The 24,207-nt window shown below is 36.7% G+C and carries 24 protein-coding genes; 3 read left to right on the top strand and 21 right to left on the bottom strand.

From position 1 onward, the window contains the following. Positions 1-987: 987 nt before the first annotated feature. Complete coding sequence (locus tag KSHG_RS19225) at positions 988-1,092, top strand: SdpI family protein (protein WP_083844885.1); 105 nt, start codon at positions 988-990, stop codon at positions 1,090-1,092. Positions 1,093-1,788: 696 nt separating this feature from the next. Here the strand turns inward: KSHG_RS19225 and KSHG_RS10020 are convergent. The 9 genes from KSHG_RS10020 to KSHG_RS17575 form a co-directional block, all read right to left on the bottom strand. Next, positions 1,789-2,118, bottom strand: coding sequence for an ArsR/SmtB family transcription factor (locus KSHG_RS10020; RefSeq protein ID WP_010305486.1), 330 nt, complete (start codon positions 2,116-2,118; stop codon positions 1,789-1,791). A gap of 123 nt (positions 2,119-2,241) precedes the next feature. Next, positions 2,242-2,889, bottom strand: a complete 648-nt coding sequence (locus tag KSHG_RS10015) for a nitroreductase (RefSeq protein ID WP_010305483.1) — start codon at positions 2,887-2,889, stop codon at positions 2,242-2,244. A gap of 742 nt (positions 2,890-3,631) precedes the next feature. Further along, entirely contained in the window at positions 3,632-4,375 is a 744-nt protein-coding gene (locus tag KSHG_RS10010) for a TspO/MBR family protein (protein WP_010305480.1), read from the bottom strand. 358 nt (positions 4,376-4,733) lie between these two features. Further along, positions 4,734-5,369 (bottom strand): hypothetical protein, encoded by a 636-nt coding sequence (locus KSHG_RS10005; protein ID WP_010305478.1) that lies wholly within the window; start codon positions 5,367-5,369, stop codon positions 4,734-4,736. Positions 5,370-5,583: 214 nt separating this feature from the next. Further along, entirely contained in the window at positions 5,584-6,858 is a 1,275-nt protein-coding gene (locus tag KSHG_RS10000) for a DUF4179 domain-containing protein (protein ID WP_010305475.1), read from the bottom strand. Next, on the bottom strand, positions 6,855-7,391 hold the full coding sequence (locus KSHG_RS09995) for a sigma-70 family RNA polymerase sigma factor (protein WP_010305472.1): 537 nt from the start codon (positions 7,389-7,391) through the stop codon (positions 6,855-6,857). Before KSHG_RS09995 ends, KSHG_RS10000 begins: the two co-directional genes overlap by 4 nt. A 64-nt stretch (positions 7,392-7,455) precedes the next feature. Then, complete coding sequence (locus tag KSHG_RS09990; protein WP_010305469.1) at positions 7,456-8,475, bottom strand: alpha/beta hydrolase; 1,020 nt, start codon at positions 8,473-8,475, stop codon at positions 7,456-7,458. 353 nt (positions 8,476-8,828) lie between these two features. Further along, on the bottom strand, positions 8,829-9,713 hold the full coding sequence (locus KSHG_RS17580; protein ID WP_083844883.1) for an MGDG synthase family glycosyltransferase: 885 nt from the start codon (positions 9,711-9,713) through the stop codon (positions 8,829-8,831). Continuing rightward, on the bottom strand, positions 9,608-9,970 hold the full coding sequence (locus KSHG_RS17575) for a hypothetical protein (protein ID WP_010305462.1): 363 nt from the start codon (positions 9,968-9,970) through the stop codon (positions 9,608-9,610). Before KSHG_RS17575 ends, KSHG_RS17580 begins: the two co-directional genes overlap by 106 nt. Before the next feature lie 928 nt (positions 9,971-10,898). On the opposite strand from KSHG_RS17575, the gene KSHG_RS17570 reads away from it, so the two are divergent. Next, complete coding sequence (locus KSHG_RS17570) at positions 10,899-11,498, top strand: hypothetical protein (protein WP_010305457.1); 600 nt, start codon at positions 10,899-10,901, stop codon at positions 11,496-11,498. A gap of 21 nt (positions 11,499-11,519) precedes the next feature. Then, positions 11,520-11,948, top strand: coding sequence for a hypothetical protein (locus KSHG_RS09975; RefSeq protein WP_010305453.1), 429 nt, complete (start codon positions 11,520-11,522; stop codon positions 11,946-11,948). Between the two features lie 53 nt (positions 11,949-12,001). On the opposite strand, the gene KSHG_RS16770 is transcribed toward KSHG_RS09975, so the two are convergent. The 12 genes from KSHG_RS16770 to KSHG_RS09915 form a co-directional block, all read right to left on the bottom strand. Beyond that, positions 12,002-12,871: an N-acetylmuramoyl-L-alanine amidase gene (locus KSHG_RS16770; RefSeq protein WP_010305449.1), complete on the bottom strand. Its 870-nt coding sequence runs from the start codon at positions 12,869-12,871 to the stop codon at positions 12,002-12,004. Beyond that, positions 12,871-13,122, bottom strand: a complete 252-nt coding sequence (locus tag KSHG_RS09965) for a phage holin (protein ID WP_010305445.1) — start codon at positions 13,120-13,122, stop codon at positions 12,871-12,873. Before KSHG_RS09965 ends, KSHG_RS16770 begins: the two co-directional genes overlap by 1 nt. Then, positions 13,122-13,403, bottom strand: coding sequence for a hypothetical protein (locus KSHG_RS09960; RefSeq protein WP_010305442.1), 282 nt, complete (start codon positions 13,401-13,403; stop codon positions 13,122-13,124). The genes KSHG_RS09965 and KSHG_RS09960 overlap by 1 nt, the downstream gene beginning before the upstream one ends. A 67-nt stretch (positions 13,404-13,470) precedes the next feature. Then, positions 13,471-13,683 carry a hypothetical protein gene (locus tag KSHG_RS09955; RefSeq protein ID WP_010305438.1) on the bottom strand — a complete coding sequence of 71 codons (213 nt, stop codon included), beginning with the start codon at positions 13,681-13,683 and terminating at the stop codon, positions 13,471-13,473. Positions 13,684-13,717: 34 nt separating this feature from the next. Beyond that, the gene (locus KSHG_RS09950; protein WP_010305435.1) at positions 13,718-13,942 is read right to left on the bottom strand and encodes a hypothetical protein; all 225 of its coding nucleotides are present in this window, start codon (positions 13,940-13,942) and stop codon (positions 13,718-13,720) included. Between the two features lie 80 nt (positions 13,943-14,022). Further along, the gene (locus tag KSHG_RS09945) at positions 14,023-15,177 is read right to left on the bottom strand and encodes a siphovirus ReqiPepy6 Gp37-like family protein (protein WP_010305432.1); all 1,155 of its coding nucleotides are present in this window, start codon (positions 15,175-15,177) and stop codon (positions 14,023-14,025) included. Positions 15,178-15,240: 63 nt separating this feature from the next. Continuing rightward, complete coding sequence (locus tag KSHG_RS18350) at positions 15,241-15,393, bottom strand: hypothetical protein (RefSeq protein ID WP_154646897.1); 153 nt, start codon at positions 15,391-15,393, stop codon at positions 15,241-15,243. Between the two features lie 2 nt (positions 15,394-15,395). Further along, positions 15,396-15,716: a hypothetical protein gene (locus KSHG_RS16765; RefSeq protein ID WP_010305427.1), complete on the bottom strand. Its 321-nt coding sequence runs from the start codon at positions 15,714-15,716 to the stop codon at positions 15,396-15,398. Between the two features lie 2 nt (positions 15,717-15,718). Then, positions 15,719-16,429 carry a hypothetical protein gene (locus tag KSHG_RS09930; protein WP_010305425.1) on the bottom strand — a complete coding sequence of 237 codons (711 nt, stop codon included), beginning with the start codon at positions 16,427-16,429 and terminating at the stop codon, positions 15,719-15,721. 3 nt (positions 16,430-16,432) lie between these two features. After that, positions 16,433-17,422, bottom strand: a complete 990-nt coding sequence (locus KSHG_RS18600; RefSeq protein WP_010305421.1) for a hypothetical protein — start codon at positions 17,420-17,422, stop codon at positions 16,433-16,435. A gap of 11 nt (positions 17,423-17,433) precedes the next feature. Continuing rightward, positions 17,434-18,306: a phage tail domain-containing protein gene (locus tag KSHG_RS09920; RefSeq protein WP_010305417.1), complete on the bottom strand. Its 873-nt coding sequence runs from the start codon at positions 18,304-18,306 to the stop codon at positions 17,434-17,436. A 12-nt stretch (positions 18,307-18,318) separates the two neighbouring features. After that, entirely contained in the window at positions 18,319-24,198 is a 5,880-nt protein-coding gene (locus tag KSHG_RS09915) for a phage tail length tape measure protein (protein WP_010305413.1), read from the bottom strand. Positions 24,199-24,207: the final 9 nt, after the last annotated feature.

Below are 24,207 nucleotides of genomic sequence, written 5' to 3'. Positions count from 1 at the left end.
TGCGACTTTACATTAAATATCTCCTAAACAGCTGCGTACACTGTTGTGTACATTTTTTATTATAGAATCTTTCTGCCACAATGAAAAATACGTCTTTGGGATCTTAAGTGCTGTTTATTTTGGCTGATATATAGCAATAAAATTATATTTTTTGTATCTACCGATAAAACCCTTTAACAGGCCTTGTTATGAAAGATCCCTTTTTGTATTCAAATTGTATGTGCAATTCGTGTAAAGGGGTGTTATCGGTATTTACAGAAAAACACCTTTTCCTAACGTTCGTCAATGTTAGAAACCTGATCGATTTTTGCACTTTGTAAAATAGGTGCTGTTGCAGCTGCTTTTGTTTACCAAACAGCAAAAGGATTTTGATGTAACTATGAAATATATTATTTTTTATTTTTTCTATAGCTTGTGCAATTTTTTATCAGATTTGTATAACGTTATGTATTTAAAAGATTTATTCCCATTTAAAAAAATGGATACGTGGCGAAGACGGTTTTCTTTGTAAACGCTGCTCTAACAGGTTTTGAGCGTAAAGCTAGCTTTTGCTATCTGGTGTTATGTAAACTGAAAATGTATAGGAATGTATAAATTATTTTTAAAAATTGGAAATTATTATTTATATTTTCTAAAAACTATTTTGAGAAGTTATTACCACTTTTACTATATTAACAATATATTACTGTTGAAAATTACAAAAATTCAAATAAATTACAATATCATATTTGAATTTTTGTAATTAAATGGTAGAATTTCACATTGTTACTACAAATTTTAGAGTACCTAGTTCGTACAAATAATTAGAATTGTGTAGCATTAAATACCTATATTTCGAATGTGTAATATCTTTTATTTAGATATTTATATTTTTTGAAATAATTTTGTTTTTGGGAGGATATTAATGACATTTTTAGTTATCTCTTTTGTGACTTTCATCTCTGTTTACTTTTTCTTAATTGTTTTAGGGAAAATAGTGAACCTAACATGTTAATAGGTTATCGTACTAAACGTTCGATGAAAAATGAAGAAAGTTGGTTATTAGCTCAAGAATATTTTGGTACTTTATTTAAAAAGTTTATTTATCAATGACTATTATTGGAGTTTTTTAGCGTTATATGAGCATTTTGCAAACTTTAATTTTTTAGATTCTGAGTTATATGGAATTATTCTAGTTGTTTCATCTGTTATTCCTATAATTATAGTGATGTATAAAACAGAGAACATGTTAAAAAACATGAACGTAATAATATGCATGTAAAAAATAAGGAGTAATGAGATGAAGCTTACTAAACAAAGTATGACCTTTTTTTGCATTTGTATTTTTCTTTTCGTTTTCCAAAGTATAGTTTATGTACTTCCAGATAACCCATTGAAATCTTATTCCATATTGGGGTAGCGTCATAAAAATGCAGATTTACAACGTTAAGCATTATGTAGCATTATCAAACACTTGATATAACAACGATAAGGAATAAACGTCTTATAAACGACTGTTTTTGAGATAGAATGATTGTGCTTTAAAAAACAGCTATATTTTCATCAAAAACTGTTTCAAAACATTGCTCAAAATCAAAATTTTTGTAACTTTCTTTTTTATTTGGCGTCATTACTTTAGAATTAAATGGCGCTTAGCTCTAAAAATTTTAGTCATACTATTCCAGAAAAGGGCCATATAGTGAAGTAACTCACTTTTAAAATAAATCAATGAACAAATAAACCAAGCTACTCATAAAAAGTTCATTTAAGTAGCTTGGTTAAGCGTATAGAAATAGTGTAGACTTTAATTTAAACCTCATTGCTTAGATATTTGCTGATTTGCTGTAGTTTTTCTTCATTGCGACGATAGTATGTCCATTTACCTATTCTTGTGGGGATTAAAATCCCAGCTCTAGCCATAATCGATAAATATTGAGACATTGTTGATTGATTCATGTCAATTTTTTCGGTTATTTGACCCACGCAAACCCCTACTTCAGACGGTTTTGCTTCTGGATATTTAATATTTTCATCTCCAAAATTAGCTTCTGGATCCTTTAGTAATTTTAAAATTCTCAATCTCGTTTCATTTGAAAGTGCTTTAAATATATCCATCATTTCTAAATCGATGTTATCCATAACGTTCCTCCCTTGAATTTAAAATAATTATCTACTATATATTGAAATATTTCAATTTTTTAATCTAAAAACCCCTTTCCATGGTTAAAGCGACTGAACCTAATCATAGAAAGGGGATCTTTTTTATTCTTTAATCTGTAAAATATTATCTAAATTGTCACGAGACATAACTAATGTGCTTAACGGTTTGCCTTCTGTAGGATAACCAATAGCAATTCCCATAAATATAGATTCATCTTCTGGAATATCAAAATGATCACGAATCTCTCCAGGATAACGAATAATTTCGTAAGCAGGAACTGTTCCTAATCCGTGGTGATAAGCAGATAATAAAATACCATAACCGAAAGCTCCAACATCATAAGCTGAGTAATGAGAAGAATCTTTAGGAATTGTAATGTAAATAACTGCTGGGGCATTAAATAAAATAGCATTTTGAGATAGCAAATCTTTAATGCCATTTTCTCCAATAAGACTTTCAGTTTCTTTCATATAATTCTCAACATTATTTTTTGGATGTTCTTGCCAACTAAGAGGTGGTGTAACTTCTGTCCAACTCTTTTCTCTATTTTTAACCTTCTGTTTATGAACCTCACGAATGCTTTCTAAAGTTTTTCCTGTAGCGATGTAAGCTTTCCAAGGTTGACTATTTTCATACGAAGGAGCTCTTTGAGCCTCAAAGATGATTTGTTTTAATAAATCGACATCAATTTCTTTATCCATAAAGTCTCTAACAGAATGACGTCGTAATAAAATATTTGTATTGTCCATTATTAATAACCTCCTAGCATTAACATATTGCAATAATTAAATGTGTTATAGTGTTATTATATTGCAATATTGCAATATGTCAATGGATAATACTTAATATTATTTCTAAAGGAATTATACTTAGACAACTATTTAATCATTTTTAATTTGTATCTAATATACATGGCTAATTTAAATAACGTTCCCAAACAAAAGTTTGGGAATATACGAAAAAAGCCACAAACGCTGTCATATCAACGTTCGTGGCTTTTGTGTTTACACAGACTTTATGCACGATTTTATACATTCCGCTGAAAACACAGGCATACCAAGCTTTTTCACTTTGGCTACCGCACGTTTAGCGGTACGCACATCAAAAATAAAGTCGAATTTTTCCTTTGAGACTTTTACAGAGTGTCTAATAATTGTTTTAAGGGCTTATAGCTCTTTTCTGCCGAATTCCTTCTGTTCATTCACGACTGTCGTTCTACTTCATAAAAAGAAAAAACCGCCTTTATACGGAATATTTCCGGATAAAAACGGCCATTCGTTACTATTTTATTGATGAATCGCTGGAACAGGAATCATTTGAACAGTTAAAAGTTCCTCTACAGGCATTTCTAATGCTTTAAAGCAAAGTACTTTTTTCAACTCTTCATTTGAGTGATAATCAATTTCAATTATAAATGGTTTTGATTCGTTTCACTAGCTTTTGTTAATAAAGTAGAAAGAAATCGTTTGAAACGCTTGTTTTTATTACAAATCACGCATGTTTCGTACGGTAATGTTTCATGAATAATAAAATACTACCAATAATGAGAACTCCGACAACAATGCCTGTACCTGTTACGAGTAACCCATTCGTATTCGCTACAGATACGCCGATTAATGCCCATACGACAACCGCTACGAAGTATAAATCTTTCGAAACTTGTACGGCTGCAAGCGCAAGAAGTGCTGCAACGAGAATGAGAATAAACGTCCCAATGACTTCCGAAACACCTAAAGATACTTCATTAAATTTTAAAACATAACTAATATTCGCAATCGTTGCTACCGAAATCCATCCTAAATAAATTGAGAAAGGCATTCTTTGGCTTAATCTTTGTTCGTCATTCGTATAACGTACGTAAATCGTAATGAGCGTCATTAATAGTAAAATCATAAAGACGATCGATGTTTTGAAAAATAAGAAATGCCAACTAATTAACCACGCGATATTTAAAATACAAGAAAGAATAAAGGCGATGCCAATCGTTTTTGAGAAAAATTGTTGTTTCACTTCTTTACGAATTAAAATTAACCAAACGATTAACGCAAAATAAATAAGTCCCCAAATAGAAAACACATACCCTGCTGGTGTAAATAATACATTTAAGTTGTTCGATATTTCTCCTGTTGTTTGCCCATTTAATGGAATAATATTCGCTAACATGTTCACGACAATCATCGCGATCAAACTAACCCACATCGCGATATACAATTTTTTCATCTTTTCTGCTTCCATATGTGTTCACTCCTTTTCCTAGTAGTATGTTTTTACCCTAATTTTTGTAAAAGCGAACGTTTATTTTTAATATAGACTAGCAAGGTTTATTTTATAAATAAAAATCCAATTTAAAGTTCTCGTATGTTGCATAAAAAAATAGATTTTCATAAAAATGAGCCTTCGCCGACGATCTCATGTGCGGAAATATGAATTCAAACCGTACATAAGAAAAACGAGAACAATATGAAAAAAAGCCACCACGATTTTAAAATCATGACGACTCGTTGTTATCGATTAAGATTTTGTCCTAATCTTATATAAAATTCATTATTTTTTGTCGTTTTCTCTTTTGGCGTATACCCATACGGAAGGAAACTTACTTTTTTTCTTTATTGTTAATCATTACAGTCCCTTCATAGACCGTGACGGCACTATCATTGACGACTTCTCCTGTTTCTTTCAATTTCAGTAATGCATCTTCTTGGTCGGCATCTTTCAATTGAATATAAAAGTTGCCGCTAAATTCACTGTAACCTTTTAAGAAATATTCATCGTTTATTTTTGTTTCATACAATTTAACAGTTTCTACTTTCACATTTTTACTATATAACGGTGTATTTCCAGCATATTCAAACGGCGTATAATTTCGCGTATAATCGTCAATCACATACACTTTTTGAATTTGTACTTGTTCAGATTGTTGAAAGTATTGGTATCCAACCGTTAACAACAATAAAATATTGACGATAAATAATATTTTGCTCGTACCACTAAAGCGTTTGAAAAAGGGTACTTTTTTCGCTTCTTCTAGTTCGAGACGAATTGCTTCTTTTTCAGCTTCTGATAAAGGCTTTCCGATGCGTAGCTCCGTCCCATTGCTTAATTGATCGATAGCCTGTTCGTTTGCATTTTCTAATTGGCGTTCTTTCACACGATATACGTACCGGTCCCAAAATAGTGTGAATACGTTAATAACCGTTACGGTAATCAATAATACTAAGTTAATATACATTCATTGTCCCTACTTTTCATTTCATTCCTTCTTATTATAGTCAAGGAATGTACCGAGTGACAACAAAAGACATCAATTTTTTAAGCGAATCCCTCATATCATATTCTACCTATGAATTGTGCTAAATAGTTTACTACTTTTTCTATGGCTGAAACAAGCACCCATGCATATTACGCCATACGAATCTAACCAATTGAAACCTTTTAAGAAGTATTTAATATAAAGAAATCTTTCCGTTTCCTTGTAAATAAAGTGGAGCGCTTCGGACAGGTAACGTCACAATCGGTTTATTTTCATCATAATCGACGGTGAAATGCTGTTTCGTTGTGTACTCCGTTCCTTCACCACGCATACGAGGGATTGATAACATTTTCCCATCTTCATCTAAAGCATCCTCGAAATAATTAATCGTCGCACCATTTTTACCTTTTTTCGTCGTATACGTCACACTTCCGTTCGAACGAATGTGTAGCGTTTCTTTCATATAAGATGGTTGTTTCAATACCTTTTCTTTCGAAAAATCAACGATGACTGCTGTTTCTTCTTTCGGAACAGCTTGAATACGACCTATTTCAAGTGTTAAATGCTCCGGTGTATGGAAATAATTACTTTGAAGCGCATACGTAATCTCGTCTTCTATATCGCCTTGGCTTACTAGACCATTTTCAATCGTTCCCCACTTGTCTCCATTTTCATCGACGAGTGCAAGCTTTTCGATTCCGAGAATTTGTTTACTATTTTGATCATCCACACGTAGTCGAACAGTCGCACGTAACGGCGAAATACCGACTTTATCAATGAATATTTTTTGGTGATCTACGATGATCGAGTCATTGACAACATACCATTTCGTTTCATGTATTTCTTTTTTCAATGTGAAAGGAACGTCTACTTCCCCTTCTTTACCCGTGAATGTCGCTACAAGTGATTGATTTTGTAAAGAAACACTCGTCCCAAGTTCTACAATTGCCGATGAAACGACTTGACGTGGGTGCTCCGAAGAGAGACTTTCTCCAATAATAGTAAATGCAACGTCGCCATCTTTCGTCTTCACACTTTGTAATGACACATTGTCTTGATTCGATTCAAAATAAAGAATAATGCCAGATTCATCTGCAATGGCTTCTTGAATCGTCACTTTTAGCTCATCTTTCTCAGCAGTTATATTAATATGTTCAACGTATTGTTGTTCGATAATATCTTTCATTCCTCTATCTGTCGCAACTAATTTCACGAACGGTTCTAAAAAAGGAAGCTGGTATGCTGCCATCGCAATCGTAGAAGAAAAACGAATGCCTAGCACAGAAAAAAGAATGAGCGCAGCGAACATTACCGCACCCCACACAGCACGATTTTTCTTTTTCTTTTTTTGAGGTTGGTAGGCTAGTACCGCTCTTTTTAACTGCTCTTTTTCTTCTGCTGTCATCGGGTCTGGTGAGATGTCATCTACATTGAGTTTCAATAATTTTTCTAGTTCATCATTTTTCATTGGAGCATCTCCTTCAGCCGTTTATTTTTTGCGAGTTTCTTCTTACTGCGTAAAAGACGATGGTCAACTGCTGCCTTCGTCATATGGCAAGCATCAGCAATTTGTTGATTACTCAGTTGTAAATAATATTTCATAATGAAAATATCGCCGTTCGGCGGCGCTAACTGGCTGATTTCAAACAACAGTGTCTCACGGTCAACTTTGTTCATATACGTCTGCTCGGTACTATGAATAGATAGCATGATTTCATCATCGCTTTGATGAGCATGTCGCTTTTGTTCTTGACGATACAAATCAATCGCCTTATATTTCGCAATCGTTCCAATCCATTTTTTGAAGTCCACTTCTTCCCCTTTAAATTGATCTGATTTTTGCCATACAGACCAAAATACATCATTCATACAAAGCTGGACGAGATCATCTCTCTTTAAAATCGCATACATAATTGCTTTTACATAAGATCCGTACGTATGAATAATTTGTTGTAACGCTTGTTCGTCTCTGTTTTTTAAACGTTGCCACATCGTAAACATCTCTTCCCTCCTTACTCTTTCACTTACATCAACGAACATTTTTTCAATTATTGTCGCTTTTTCTCTATTTATTTTTATTTTTTGTCATGTCATCAAAGTAAGCTTCAAACAATTGAAGATTTTTTTGCGCTTCTGCCGTTTCAAAATTAAATTGATATTCGTGTGCCGTATCCGAGTCTTTATTAAAAAATAAAGAAGTAACCGGTACATTTTTTTGTTGCAACGTTTGTACGAATGCTTTTCCTTGTTCTTCAAAGCTCAAATTCGTTGCATCGGTCACGTAACTTGCCGGAAAATCTTTCGTCGCATGTTCTACGAGTGACGATTGTTTCAGCGCATCACTTTCTTTCCAATTTTTCTCTCCTGTCAAATCCCATCCAACTGTTCGAGCAAATAATGCCATGACCGGCCGTTTCCAATTAATTGTCGTCATTTGTGGTAAATCAAGTGGTCCACAAAAAGAAACGAAGCCGAGTAAATCATTACTTGAAAGAATCGCTTCACGTTGCATCTCTTTCGCATACGCTGGATTCGTTTGAATGAGCGTAAATTGTCCTGCAATTTGAGCTCCAGCTGAGTCACCCCCGATGATCCATTTGTCCGTATTTAAAAATGGATAGCGGGCTGCGAGTTTTTTCACTTCTCGTACCGCTTCCTCCAACTGAATCACTTGTCCCGGATAACGTAACTCAGGCGCTAATTCATAGTTAATTGATACGAATGCCGCTCGCTTGTCTCCTACGATATAGCGAGCAAACCCTTTCGGAAATGATTTGTCCCCTGCGATGTAAGCTCCGCCATGTACCCAGACGATAATTGGTAGTTTCTCATTTGGAGATACGTCTTTCGGATAATATAAATCCATCGTATTATGCCCATATTTAGATGGATACGTAATATTTGATACAACGGTACTTTTCGTTTTTTGTTGTTCATATTGTTGTACATTTTTCATCGGAACTTCTCGATTGAATGCATATCGAATAAGCGCTGTTCCTGGCGCCGGTGTCCGTTCAAAAATAATGATGACAATGCCACAACAAACAATTATTAATCCAATCAAACCAATTAACCACTTTTTCATAGAACTCCTCTTTTCTTCAACGTAATACACTATGCATTTTATTTTACCAAAATCTACTTTACTTGTTCACAACCGTCCTATTCTCCACATAAAAAAACGAGGCTGGGACATAACGTACATAAAAAGGAACTCTTTTGTTTATTTAAAATGAGTTTGTACGAAGTGAAAGGTGGGACTTCTGTGAGAACGACACGAACGTAAAAATAAGTTGGCGCCGTACCCGAAAAAAGCGTCGCCCAAAACAAAGAACAATAGCAAGTACACATTATGAAAAAAAGGGGCGTCATGATGTTGAAATCATGACACCCCTTTTTATTTGGTTAAGGATTTATCCTAGTCTCGTTCTTTTTCTATTAAATAGTAGCTAATAACATTTTTTTTGAAAAATGTGGCATCGTCGTCGTATTTAATTGATACAACATTCGATCGACTAATGTCGCTGTTCCGAGCTCTACTTCATCTCTTTGAACGGTTAGAGCAGTTGAATAGCTCTGTTCAAATTGTGGTTCCATCAGTTGATTCATTACTTGCGCCAACATATCGCCTTCTTCTAATGGAAAAACGAGTCCTTTTTGCACGAGATAGTCCATATTTAACTGCTCTTGCCCCGGTAATACAGAACTTACAAAAACAGGCACATGTTTGACGAACGCTTCTGAAATCGTCACGCCACCAGGTTTTGAAACGAGGGCATCTGCTCGTTCATACAAAGCGTTCATCTCGTCACGAGAATCAATGTACGGAAGTGCTGTTACATTATTCAAGTTCATTTGGGTAATTTCCTCATAAAGCGGTCGATTGTTCCCACATAAAATCGTTACGTGTAATTGGTCGAATGCTGTACTTTGCCTTGCAATGTCTGCTAAGTTTCCAAGTCCACTATTCCCACCTGCAATGAGTAACTCCCATTTGTTTTTCCTTTGTTTTTCGGATGTCGCTGTCATCGCTGGATGTACAGGGATACCCGACACTAAAATATGTTGTTCTTCTACACCATACTCATTTTGTAAAAATTGACCGACTGTTTTTGAAGGTACAATGTGCAAATCAATGCCATCTTTTGCCCAAACCCCACCGACGAAGAAGTCGGTGTATGCGTTAATGACGGGTACATCAATTAATCCTTTTACTTTTAAATTTCCCGCTGCGTGAGACGGAAAACTATGTGTACAAATAATCGCTTCTGGTTTTTTTCTAAAATGATACGTTCTAACGTTTCTTCCATTAATTTTTCCCAAGGAGAGAACAATTTGAAAGAATATTTTTTACTATTAAACTGTTTTTTATAAAATACACTGTATGTTTTAGGGCTTTTTTGAATCCACGTTAAATAACTTTTACAAACAAGCTTTTCAATATGAGGGAACGTCGTACTAAAAATATCGAGCTTTTCCACTACCATTGTCGGATCTTGTTTTTGAATATGTGCAGCAAGTGCATCTGCTACTTGATGATGTCCTGATTGCATATGCATAAAAGGTAAGATTAAAATCATAATCTTCACGTCCTTTTCTCTTATTCAAACTTCTTAACTATAGTGTACGGAATGAATCTGAACTTTAGCTGAAGAATAGTTGAAAATTACTTTAAATATTCCTTAACATTATTTAAGGTTCATGAAAAAAGGTTCATGCGATAGCGAATAGAAGACCAATTTGTTCAACCTTCATTAGCACTTTTAATCTGTTGAAGTAATATGTTATAGTTTCTCACCTACTGCTATCAGGCTAATTGAAAAGCCTTGCTCTACCACCATTCATTAAAAATCCAACTGTCTCGTACTTTGCAAAAAAGCATAGCTATCCCATACGTATGCTTTTTTCATGATGCTTCATTGTACGATAAAAAAGGCAATAAAATCGTTGAATTGAAAAACCCCGAAACGATCAACTTGATTTTTTTCATAAATTAGTATTATTTTATTAAGTTCATTTCATATTTTTCAAAAGGAAATTTACTATTTAAGGAGCATTTTGTACTTCTTCTACTATTTGCAAAAAACACTTCTACACAATTAAAACTTTTGTCTCGAATTAACTAAAATATGTTAGTATGAATAACCTAAATCAAAAAATATATAACTATAGTTTTTATTTAATCCTTCTTAAAATAAGCCTATTTTCTATTAAGAGTTTGGTTCGCATAACACTTGAAATCATTTGTTTTTGCAAAGCCTATAATGTAGCGTTTTTTTGATTTTTTAGGGTAGGAATAAACAATTATTACTAATGTGGAACTTTTGGGGAACTACATTTAATTGGGGAACTTTATAGGGGAACTTAAAAAAATATCGGCAAATGAACTTACATAATGCTATATCAATATTATAAATGTCATAAATGCCATAAATATCATATTTTTATTACATACAATATTTAACATCTTAGATAAAATTAGTTTATAAAGAAAATGGAGGGTTTTAAATGAAAAAACTTTTATATGCTGCACCACTTGCTCTAGCACTTGCATTGGCAGGATGTGGCGAAACTTCTGAAAAAACAGAAGATAATTCAAAAACTGAAAACACTTCGGAAGATAAAGCAGCCGAAAAAAAAGACAAAGATGAACGCAGTGAAATGGGCGAAGTGACTGACTATTATTCAAATGATAATCTAGGTTATAGCATTAAAGAAGGCCCGATGAAGTTAGATATTTCTAAAGTTCAAGTTTATGACGTTAAATTAAATGATGAATATAAACCTCAATTCGATAATAAAGAAGTTATTCATGTTATTGCTTTCAAAGCAAAAGCTGAAAACACTTCAGAAGATACAATTGGCTTCTATCCCGATCAAGCACAAATAGTTACCGATACAAAAGAACAAGTGGAAGCTAGCATGTTGTTCTCAGGTGAAGTTGGTGGCGACTTCATCGGCAAAGTAGAAAAAGAAGGTACTATTGTATTCTTATTAGAAAAAGAAGTCGCTGATGTGAAAGAAGTTAAATTAGCGATTGAGGGTCCTCACGACGAAAATTTTGATCGCGTAGGTAAAAACATCACCGCTGAATTTAAATTCAAATAAAGAATAGTTAGGATGCTTGTTATGAAATTAAAAAATACTTTAGCAATATTATTATTGTTATCAACTATTTTAATTACTATTGCATGTGGCGACAGTTCTGTGAAAGAAGAAGTGGAAGCTACTCCAAAAACAACTATCGAACAAATCGAAGCAGGCTTGAAAACTGGTGATACTGCTGAATTCACCGAATCAAACGGTTTTGCATTTGTGCGCGCTCTATCTGTGAGCGACAAAGAGAGTGTAGCTAAGACAAAGCTTTTTCAAGTAGCTAAAATATTGAGCAAGACGGAAGATGTAGAAAAAGCGACAATCAATATAATCGGACCAACGAATAAAGTTCTTTATAAGGTCACTATTGATCGTGCTGGTTTAGATTCAATTGATTTTGATAATGGTGCTCCACTAGATTCTGTAACAAACGCGGCAATAAAAGTTATATCTCAGTACTAAAATAAAAAAAGCCCCTCTCCTCTATTTAATAGAAGAAAGGGGCTTTTGCTTTGCTAAAATTTATTGTTATTTAATTTACGTTGCATTGCTTTGACCATAGTCGATGGCTTGGAAATGATACCGTCTACTGGTGTATTGAAACGTTTTTGCATACCTTTAATTGTTTCTTTGCCTAAAATCCCGTCTGGATCAGCACTGACTTTCTTCTGAATTGCTCGAATTGTCGCTTTGCCTAAAACGCCATCCACCGTCACACCCAAAACTTTTTGCAGTCGTTTTGTAGTAGCGGCTCCCCAGTACCCGTCGACAACTAATTCCTCTTTATCTGCTGATACCTTCGTGATTGTTCCGATAGACGTTGTTTTGTTGGTCGTTGAAGTATTTGCCTTTCCCTTCAATTTCGCCTGTACAGCGTCTTTAAATTTAGCCCATTCTGAAGGTTTCGTTACCCAAGGGGCAGGGCAATTTTTGCCTGTAATATCGTAATGACGGTACAAGTCGCCATCATCTAAACCAAACTTTTTGCAAAGTTCCGTGACTACATTTACTGTTCGATCAATGGTATCTTTGTGAATCGTTCCATTTTTCTCCACACACATTTCTACACCAATTGTTGTTACATTAGCGTTGCCTTGATAATTTCCAACTTTACCAAATAACTTTTTAATTCGGCATGTTGACTCGTTCGCATGATAACAAACTTCATTCAGCGGTACGATGCAAAGTGCTTCAGTTTTATCGACAAAGATATGAGCACCCGCATATCGCGAGCCTCCACCGTTACCGAAAAATGTTTTGTGATTTTTGGCTGTTCCGCCAGCATTTGCGGTCCAATGTAATACAATCCCCTTTACACTTGCTAATTTAGAACCTGGGCGTGTGTATTTATTGACGCTAATATAATCATTTTTAATTACTGTCATTACTTCAACCCCTTTTCTTTTAGTTCTTTTTCTTGCTCTTTCGCCTTACGAGTGATGATATAGCTGTTCTTATACACTCCATAGCCAACTAAAATGAATGGTACGAGCGCTTCTAGTACATGTACAAATGCGTTGATTGTAGCATCGTTAAAGTGTGTTAAATTGATACCTAAACTTTGCAAAAATAAAAGGATTGCACCGAGCAATCCTCCGAATAAAGCAATATATTGTTTTAACTTATCTTGTGTCATTAATGTTCCTCCTTTGTGATGTCGTTGATACGCTTATGCGCTTGTTTTGTTGATTCTTCAACACGAATCAATCGGTCATTAAAACCGTCTAATTTACTCGCTTGTAATCGTTGGTCAATGCGAATGTCATCTACACCTCGTGTAATGTAATTAAGCTGCGCTTTTGTTTCTGCCGAATGTTCGCCATCTTCTTTGCTGTTTTTCTTCATCGTGATAATTGCTCCGACTACACCAACAACCGTCCCAATTGCCCCGAATAATAAAGATACCTCAATACTCATGTGCCACCTACTTTTCATATTTTTTGCATATAAAAAGCACCCTCGATTGAGAGTGCTTAGTTGTTATTTATTCTACTTCCTTCTTGAATTCCACCCATTCGTCACATGTGCGACATCTGAATGCTCTATTACCTTCGATTCGGGTGTGACCTTCAAGTAATTCCATGATGATCGCTTGTCCTAATGGACCTCTTTTAACTAATTGCCTTTGCCATTTGTTAATATGACCGTTTTCACAAGCAAGTTCACCTGTTTCATACAAACCATTTTCGTGTATCATAAAACCCCATCTCCCTTTTATCCATTTAACAAAGCTACACCGTTCTAATGCTCCCATTCGACGGGTTAAAGATGTCGTTATGATGGCCACATGAAAAGCACTCTACAATGCCGTTGCGTGTAGCTTCATCTGCGTTCATCGGAATTTGTTCGAGTTCCAATTGACTAATGCGAGGAATGTCATCTAAATCAATCCAATTCAACTGATAAAACCGTATTTCTCTTTTACACTTACCACATTCTAAAGTGCCTAATTTCATGTTTCTACCATCTCCTTCTCTTTGTTAATTTCATTATCAAATAAAAAGGGAATGTTTTCCATAATACATTTTCTACAATATTAGCGTTTATCTGCTACTTTGCGTAATGTCCGACTTATTTTGTCCACAAATGTCGGTATGTCCTTATCGAACACGACCTCAACTTTATACGCTCGTCCGACCTCGTGAATCTCTTTGACCTGCGTAATTTGAGCGTCTAATGCAATGCCCCAATCTTTGTGTTCAAGCGTCACTGTATCGCCATTAAACCAGTCATAACCGTATCGAAAAATAGTGTTCGTAATCTGCCCATTCACAAAAATTTCTTGTAGGTGTTCGGCTAGTTTTTCATTACCACGGTCGGTTAAATCAGCGATAACATCGGCTTCTGGACGTGGGAACTCATTACCTTCTTCGTCCGTGTCGGTATCTGCAACGTCACGTGCGTCAATATAAATCTCCTTGCGATCAAATCCGCTGTTCGTATCATTGAGTATGATGACTTTACGATTCACGCCCTCACCTTGCCCTGCGACAACTGCGGTGTTTTTATAATCGAGTTTGCTCTCGGTGTACTCTAAACTTTCGAGCGTTTTAAACTCGGTTGAAAAAACAACTGGCGGTCTATCCGTTTGTGACGCTACACGATTCAAACCCTCGATAATGTCGAATACAAAACGCTTGTTTTCGATGTCTAACGAGATATTCCATCCAATCTGAGTAAGTTCCCCGATTGTTTTTAACTCGTCCGATAACGTATCGAAACGAGCCGAACGACTAATGTTGTCGCCACGTTTTAAATCGGCAGCGATAACCAACTTCGGAATAATTCGTTTCGTATCAATTGGATTGACTGCGGATATATTTACATAGTGTTTCATCACCGTTTCAGCGTTGCCCGATTTGTTCTGATTCGCTGTATGCGTTGGCGGTAGTATCAAACGGTCGCTTAACCACGCTTTAAGCGGTACAGCTTTGATAACCCAATTTTCCGTTGCTTTACCACCTTCATCAAGTTCAATTTCTCGATGTAAAATCTGAAATGGTGTGTCTGTGCGGTTTAGCGGAAAGATGATTCTATCCACTTCCAACAAGTCAGCTTTTGGCATATACCGATTTATTTTTAATTCGATCGAGCCGATGCCGAACAAGTTATTTACAATTTGCAACGATTCATATTTCGGTACTTCACCGTATAAATTAAAGTCTACGTCAATAACACGTAAGGGTATCATTCTATCCCTCCTAAAATAAAAATGCCCTCATTTCGAGGGCAAAATAAAAACACCTTGATGGTGTTATAACGGTTTCTGTTCAGTTGCCATGATTGCGATTTTGTCTGCTTCGTCTAAAATACCTTTTGCGATAGCTTTATCTAATTCTACTTCTGTTGCGATGCGGTTGTACCAATTTCGTAAAAATAAATCATAGTATGCTTGTGATTTCGCCATAATTATTCATCTCCTAAAATTAACGACATAATTAGTTCATCTTGTGACAATTGTGATTCACGCAATGCTTCGTTTTCTTGTTGTAGTTGTTTCACTTTATCTTCTAGCGAAACAACATCTTTTTGTTGTTCTTCTTTTGCTTCTAAATATTCCTGTTCTGTAATTTCAATTAAATCCTCGTGTGATGCGAATGATTCGTTATATTGTAAATAACATTCGTTTGCTTTGAAGTCGTAAAATGGTTGTTCGATTTTATTGATGTCTAGCGTTTTATAATTAGCTACTCCATCACGTGCTAATAAATTAATTATCTTAATGTACATATTTATATTCTCCCTCCGTTTATCTTCATACTTGCGTTCAATTTCGCCATCATTGGTGAAAAAGTATATTGACTCCCCGACGTAAAATATTCTAGTTTTTTTAAATCGAATAACACCACTTGCGTTCCCGATATAGTGTTCGTTGAGATGATGTAGTGGTATTTAGAAATACGATTAATATAATTTTGAAAAGCTGAATTATAAAAACTTCCCAACAATACCCCTGAATGGTTCAAGATATATAAGTTATAAGAAGCAAGAGACATGAAAACTTGTTCATCAATCCAAAAATTTTGCACGTAAATGTTTGAGTATTGTCTAATAGAATAAACTATGTCATTTTTAATCGTTACAACGTGATAAGTGTTATTGTATAAATAAATATAGTGCATACCAAATTCGTTGTGTCTTAAATATGATATATTGCTATTCACTGGAACGGTAAATAACGTTTCTGTTCTCAATACGACACTAGTTGTTTTCATATATTGTTTAATTACATCTTTATTGTTTGCTACACCGTAAAGAATTAACACGCATTCTGGCTCTTTCTCTAATTCTTTTGAGTTAGGTAAATACGCAAATTCTATTGTAAGTATATATTGAAGCAATTGAGAATTTGGTATTCTCGGAAATGAAATTGGTATATCTGGATATGCCCCATTTTTTTTGCCACCACCAAAACTCCCACCATGCTCTCGTATATCTAACATACTCTACACCTCACTTACTAAGTCGCCCTCGCTGTCATAAGACAACGTATAGACTTTTGTTGTTTTTACTGTCGTTCCATCGCTATCGTAGAAAGTAATGGTACGAGTTGTGTACTGTGGTGTAGTACCACCACTTAAAACGGACGTAGCGTATACAGTTCCATCTGTACGCTTATACGTGACTGTTGTAAAAATACCCTCACTGTCTTTCATGCTTTTGTATTTTTTGAGTAATTTTTCATTATCTAAACGTTGAAATTCAGATAATAAATTATTAAATTTTGTATTTACATCACTTTGTAAAGTCGTAATCTGATTCGCTAAACTCGCCGCAACATCACCATCTAAAGCATTTTGAATCGTTGCAAACCAATCACTAAACGCTTGTTCTTGCGTTGTCTGCCAGTCACTCACACTTTGCTCCGTTGTGTCTGCAATACCATCGAACCAAGCATCAAATTGTTGTTGAAACACGCTCGTTGGTACTGTGATAAGCGATTGAGCGATACCACAAATATCTTCTAATGCACGTGTATCTGTGATGTCGTTGGCACTGATACTCGATGTATTTGCACGTAATCTTACAGTCGCAAGCGATAATTCATAGACGTAGTTGTCACGTTGTAAATCGGGAGCAACTGGGGCTGTTGCTGATACCCCTTCTTTCACAAATACTTTGATGAAACGATTTGCGTTGCGTAAATCCAAACGTAAAACAACTCGATCAATTCGGTCTAACGTTTGTTCGGGTAAACTGTGCGTTAATGTTAAATCATTTGTATTTTCGTAGCTGTACCCTTTGATAAGGGCTTTGCCGACTGCAACATTTATGGTTAATGTGCCACTGTTTACAGTCACTTGTAACCCGTATTTATTATTCTCGTGAAGCAACCCACTTGATAGTACCGAGCCAAAATAATCGGCAAAGTCGCTGGCATAATGCCAACGTTCGTCCCCCGGTGCTGAGTTAAAAAACTTAAATATTTCCGCCAAAATAACCCCTCCTATACTGCGTTATATAGCTTTTGCCACGTCAAGTTGAGTATTGCACCTTGTACGTCACTATCTGCTGTATATGCGATTTCATTTTCTCCTAGCTGTAAGCGAAATGTTGATAATGATGAACCTAAATCGAGCCAATGAACGACGTTTCGCTTCGTACCATCTTCTGCTACGAAGTACACCGAAGCATTGTCGGGGTTCGTATCAATCACCATTCGTTCACCTTCTAAGAGTTCTTGATTAACTTTGATGTACTGATTTGTCGTGCGATTTAAAATGACTGGATTTGTCGCAGGTCCATAAAACTCAATTAAGAGTGGTGCAGGTGCGTTGCCATCATTTTCGATAACTCGTTCGTCACGCTGTATGCCCATTTGAAACGGTCCGCTGAATGGGAATTGGAACAATGGTTTGAATGCAGGTTCTTCTTCGATTGCTGTACTACGCCAGTAAGGATTGTGAGCGATAAACGTAACTGAAGCATTTTGTATCATTTCGACACGTCCATCACCATCGGGAAATTGTGGCACACCGTCTGCGATACAAGTGATTAAACGCACGACACGCTCGTTTTCATACTTTAATGTTCCTGGTCCAAGTTTCGGATTGAGAACAGTTGCAACGTGTTCCCTCATACGAGAAATATCCCCATATGATTCCTTCGCCACTGCGTCTGCAACGATTAGAAACGATAATTCGATTTCTCGCTCGTTTAAGATTGCGTCGATGAAGTTTGAACCGTCCTCATAAGCACTGCGGACGTTTTGAATGTCTGCTGTAACATCGCCTAACCCTGTAACTTCTTGTATAAAAAAAGGAGCATCAGCAAACTTTACTGACTGCCCCATGCTGTTTGTAAATGTGACTGTTTCCAATTTGCTGACCTCCTAGAATTGTAGTCCAAGCTGTTGCATTTGTTTCTTCTGTTGACGAGCGACTTCTGATGGCGTTAGGTTTGAAGCGCCATATTGATTGTTAATGATTACGCTACCGCCTGTTGCACCGCCACCTTCAACATCGACTTTAACTTTAACTTGTAATTCTTTGTTTAGCGATGCTTTCATGTCACTTGTAACTGCCATGCCATCAACGGTTTGAAGTGTGTTGCTTAGTTCATTTTTAACTGATTCCGCCAAACTCGCTGCCGATTTGATAGCGTGTTTTTTCATTCGATCAATACCGTTTGCGATACCTAAAACTAAATTTTGACCGATGAACTTATCTCCCCAACGTGATGGTGAGTGAATATCTAACGCTGATTGAATCGTTGATTTGATTTGTTCCGCAATGCTATTTGCTTGCGCTAATAACGCTGGTGTCATCGTTGCTAAACCTCGTTGCATACCTTTGATAACATTCTGACCGATTGCAGGCATACTCGCTGTTAATGCATCGAATTTCTGTGTTGTTTTGCCTGTTAACGAAAGAATTTCTTCTTGCCACTCTTTGTTGTATTGTTGCAGTTGCGTAGCTGTTTCAGCACGTAATTGCGTAATTTGAGCGTCCGTATCTGTACGTAAGTTTTCGAGTTCTTTCGTTGCAACTGATGTCGCAAATGCTGACTTCTCTTGCCATAACGAAACGTATTCAGCGAGTTCACTTTCACTCATTGTATTCAATGCTGCGATTTCACTTGAAGCGTTAGGCCCAAGTTCACGAAGTTCATCGAGTAATGACCCTGTAACTCCTTTTGAAGCTAATGAATCAATGTTCGATGCCCAATCTTTCAACGTCGATACTTGGTCACGTAAGTTAGCGGATAGCTGAGCACTTGTTACATCTGCTGTTTTTGATACTTCACTGAACAACGACGTAAAGCTGCTTAATGCATCTGCACGACTGGCAACAGATTTAGCGTATTCGTCATTCAACGCTTTTTCTGATTCGATTAACTTGTCATTCGCTTCTTGGATTGCTGTTGTGTATTTTTCGTTGGCAGCGATCAAGTTGTTGTAAAGTGTTTGTTTCTGTTTGCCCAGAATCTCGTCAAAATAAGCACGTTCTTCCGTGCCCTTTTTGTACGCTTTTGATACAGCTTCAATTTGCTTGATTTGTTCTGCTGCTGAAAGCTTTTCATTTGCTAAAATCTCTTCAACTTTTGTTTTGTTAGCTTCGTAGACAATCTTGTTGTTTTTTGTGACTGCCGAAGCGTACTGTTGCTCGAAGTAAAGTCGCTCTTTTGAGCCTTTAGCATACGAGTTAGCAATCTTTTTGATAGAAGCTAATTGGTTAGTTGTAACCTTTTTATCGCTACTTACAAGTGCCGAAACTTTCGTCTTATCGTTTGCGAGTCGAATCTTAGCGTTTTGTTTAACAGCTTTTGCGTACTGATTCTCGAAGTAAATGCGTTCGCTAGAACCTTTCGAATATTGCTTAGAAATGGTTTTAATTGATTGCAATTGCTTAGTTGTCAGTACTTTATCGCTTGATAACAACTTGCTTACTGTTTGCTTGTTAAGATTGAGTTCCGTTTTCGCAATATTTTTGTTAGCTGTGTTAATTTTTGCCGTCGCTTTGTTCTGGATCGTCGTGTTTGTTTTGTATTTACTTGCGAGTGCTTTGACTTCTTTTTTATACGTCGTTGAAGCTTTTACTGATTTTGTAGACGCATTGTATTTGTTATCAATCTTCGCAAGTTTTGTATTGAAGGTTTTTGTTTGTGCAGCAACTTTTTCGTTTTTTGCTTGTTGTGCTTTAACTGCCGCACTAGTCGTCGCTTTTGAAATCTTCGCTTGTACTTTTTCCTGTGCATTTGTAACTGATTTGTATTTGCTTGCAACAGATTTCATTTGCTTCACGTATGATGCTGTTGAAATAGTACCTGCTGAAAGTTTTAAATCAAGCTTTTGTACAGCGTTGCTAAATCCTTTTTTAGCTGCTGCTGCCACTTTTTTAGCTGCGGCTTCTGCGGCTTTTTGTTTAGCTTTGATACCGTTTGCGTAACCTTGGCCAGTATGTTCACCGAGTTTTTTTGTCACACGTGACGGTGAATGGATGTCCATCGCTTTTTTGATTGTACTTGTTACTTTGTCTGCGATAGACTTAGCCGCACTAACAACTGAACCAGCCATCGACTTGATACCATTCGCAAGACCTTGCATGATATTTTTACCGACACTCACAAGGTTAACACTACGAAGTACAGCTTCCGCAGCCTTCCAACCACTCGAAACAGCCGATTTAACAGCGTTCATTGCACTCACTACAACAGATTTAAGCGAGTTAAATACGCTCGTTACTATCGACTTAATGCCATTTACAGCACTAGTTGAAGCACTCTTAGCACTTGCCCAATCCCCACGAATAACCGCTGATATAGCTTTCATTACGCTCGTTACGACTGTGCGAATGCCATTGAATACGGATGTGACGATACTACGAATTGCATTTACAGCACTTGTCACGACCGACCGTATACCATTCCACACACTTGATACAACTGCACGAATACCGTTCATCACAGCACTCACAACAGCTTTGATTGCGTTAAAACCTGCGCTTACAACTGCTTTAACTGCGTTAACCGAATTTGATACGACTGATTTAATCGCATTCCAGACGCTTGAAATTGCACTCTTAATGCTGTTCCATGCGCTTGTAGTGTTAGATTTAATCGTATTCCAAGTTGACGATAAAAATGTTTTGATCGAGTTGAATGTTCTTGTCGCATTCGACTTAATGTTATTCCACACTGATTGCAACCATGATTTTAAACCGTTCCATACCGATTGAGCAGTTGCTTTAACGCTGTTCCACATTGAACTGAACCACGCTTTTAAACTACTCCAAATTGACGTGGCACTCGCTTTGATAGATGACCATGTTGATGTAAGCCATCCCTTCAAACCACTCCAAACTGATTTAAAGACTGGAATAATCGGTGCGAATAAATTAAGGAAATACGCTTTGAGTAAGCCCCAAATTGATTTAGCTGCCGCAACAATCGTGTTCCATACAGCTACCAACGTATTTTTAGCAACTTGCCACGCTCCAATGAAATCACCTGTAAGGACTTTTGCGAATATCCCAATTACACCACTGATAATAGCGATTGATGTTGTAATAACTGTTTTAATGACTTGCCATGCGATTTGTACAGCTAATACGATGTTATTCCACAGTGCTGTAACGATTGGTGCAATCGCTGTTGCGAATGCTACAACGGTCGTTTTAATCGCATTCCAAACCGTTGTCCAAATAGTTGTTAATTCCGTTGAGTTGCTCGTCCAGATTGATTTAATTTGCGCCCAAGTAGAAGAAATGAACGAAACAACTGCTCCAAATGCTGTAACAACAGCGTTTTTAACTGCGTTAAATGCATTTGTAATGATGTTCCGGAACGTTTCTGATTCTTGATACACTTTTACTAAAACAATGATTAATGTTGAGATAATAGCGATTGCAATACCAATTGGACCAGTTAAAAGCGTGAATGCTCGTCCGAGTAGTGAAGCACTACCGACAAAACGTGAGAAAAACGCAGTTACACGAGCGATTGTTGCACCAAAGTTCGTGAATAAATTTTTAACTAATCCTAATGCTCCGAGTAGTTTTGCACCAATCGCTGTCGCAAGACCACCAAATAAAGATTGCATTAAAATGATTGCTGGAACTACCGCCATTAATGCGCCAAGCAACGAAATAGCAACCGCGATCAATTGCCCAATTGCGGGATGTGCTTTCATCATTGCATTGGACCATGTTAAAAACTTCTGTGTCATTTCTAGTAGTAGTTTACCTAATGGAGCCATACCGATTCCCAGATTGACGATAAACTTAACTAGTTGCCCGATTACGCTAATCACAGTCGGTGCAGTAGATGATACATAGCTTAAAAACGATTTAAAGCCGTTGTTACTAGCTAACGATTGCGACCATTGGTTAAAGCTTTGCATCATTGATTGCAGTTTAGACATAAAGCCACTTGCCGAGCCACCAAAGGCAGCGAATGTATTAACTACGCCCATAATCATGTTCCCAAAAATGCTACTCACTTTAGGAATATTTGTTTGAACGTATTTAATAAACGTTTTAAATTTCTCGGACTGTTGTAAACCCTGTGCCCACTTTGAAAAGCTTTGCGTCATTTCTAAGAAGCCTTGCGATGCCGATTTGCTTAATGGTGCAAATGCGACCATCATGCTACCGATACCTTTAAATACATTCCCAAACGCTTTTGCGAAAGTTTCGAGCATTGGACCTGTATTTTTATTAAGGTAATCAAAGAACTGCTGTACGGGCTTTGTATTTAACGATTGTTTTAACTGCCCTGTAAGCGTCTGGAATGATTTTGCGACGCTTGTGAACATCGGTGTTAATGAACCTAATGCACTTTTAGCGATACTTGCAACGTTTGTGAGTCCTTCAAAGATAGGCTTTTGCGTAGATGTGACAATCTTTTCCCAAGCCCCTTTAACGCTCTCTAAAGTTGCTTTCATCTTTTGCTGTTCTGCATCTAATTTCGCATTTTTTTCGTACAGCTTTTTAACATGACTTGTAACAAGCGCAATAGCCGAACCCATACCGACATATGCCGTTGCTCCAGCAAATGCAAAGCCAACTGCTTGTCCACCAACAACGCCAATCATGACACCTAAATTACCGATAGCAGCAGTTAGATTAGCAATGATTGGTGATAATGTTGGTAACAATGCGATTAACGCACCTTTAATGGCGTTACCTGCTACCTCACCGAATGCTCGGATATTTTGTGCAAGTATTCCCATTTTGCGTTGGAAATCCTCAATTCTAGCTGTGACGCGAATAACAGCGTTGCGATTAAGCTGTCTTATTCTTTCGCGTAACAATGCCAGTTGAACTCGTGCGCTTGTTGTATCTGCGTCGATTTGAATGTCATTTGTACGTCGTAACGTCACTAATGTTGCTTGTAGTGCCGCTATTTTTGCACGAAACTGTGAAATATCTGCTTGTAAGTGGATAGTCGGCTTAGAACGTTGTGCAGCTTGTAACTCTGCTCTTGCTTGTGCCATCTTACGCATAACGTCTTGTACGTTTGCACGAATATCGACTGTCGCACTATCACGTTCTAAATCATTTGCTTCTTGTTCCACGATTTGCATTTTCTTAACCGCATCTGAAATATCTGCATTGATATTTAATTCAGCATTCTTGCGATCAAGTGACTTCATGCGCATTTCTACTTCTTTTAACTGTCGCATTGCATCTGCTGTAGCTGCTTCTACTTCGATTGTCGGTTCCATGCGTGACAATGTACGAACACGTTCTTGTACGAACTCGAAATCTGAAATAGCTTTTTCGATGTCTGCTTCAACGTCGATATGCACATCATCTTCGATTAACTTATCTGCTTGCTTTTCAACGAGTGCAAGTTCCGCAATCGCTTCACGTGTAATCGCTTCGACTTTAACACGGATTTCAGTACGCTGTATATCACGAATACGACTACGCATACGCTCAATATCACGATTAAACTGTTGTGTTGCGAGTTCGACATCAATTTCAACGTCGTCACGATCAAGTTCACGCATACGCGTTTCAATTTCGTTGATTTCATGTAACGCCTTGCGTACTTCTGCGTGTACTTCAACATCGACATCTTCGTTTTCGAGTTTAGTCATTTCTTTTTTAACGTTTTTAATGTTTTTCAAGAAATCTTTGATATTTGCTCGAATATCGACATCTGCGCCTGTCGCTGTTTCTTGTAAGCGTCTATCTACCTCACGTAATTTACGTTGAAACTCACGTATCTCCGCACCAACTATCGCGCTAAATTTTTCAACTGTCATGTTATCCCT

Origin of the sequence: Kurthia senegalensis (assembly GCF_000285595.1) — a bacterium.
GTDB lineage: Bacteria > Bacillota > Bacilli > Bacillales_A > Planococcaceae > Kurthia > Kurthia senegalensis.
This window is presented reverse-complemented; position numbering and strand designations above follow the sequence as displayed.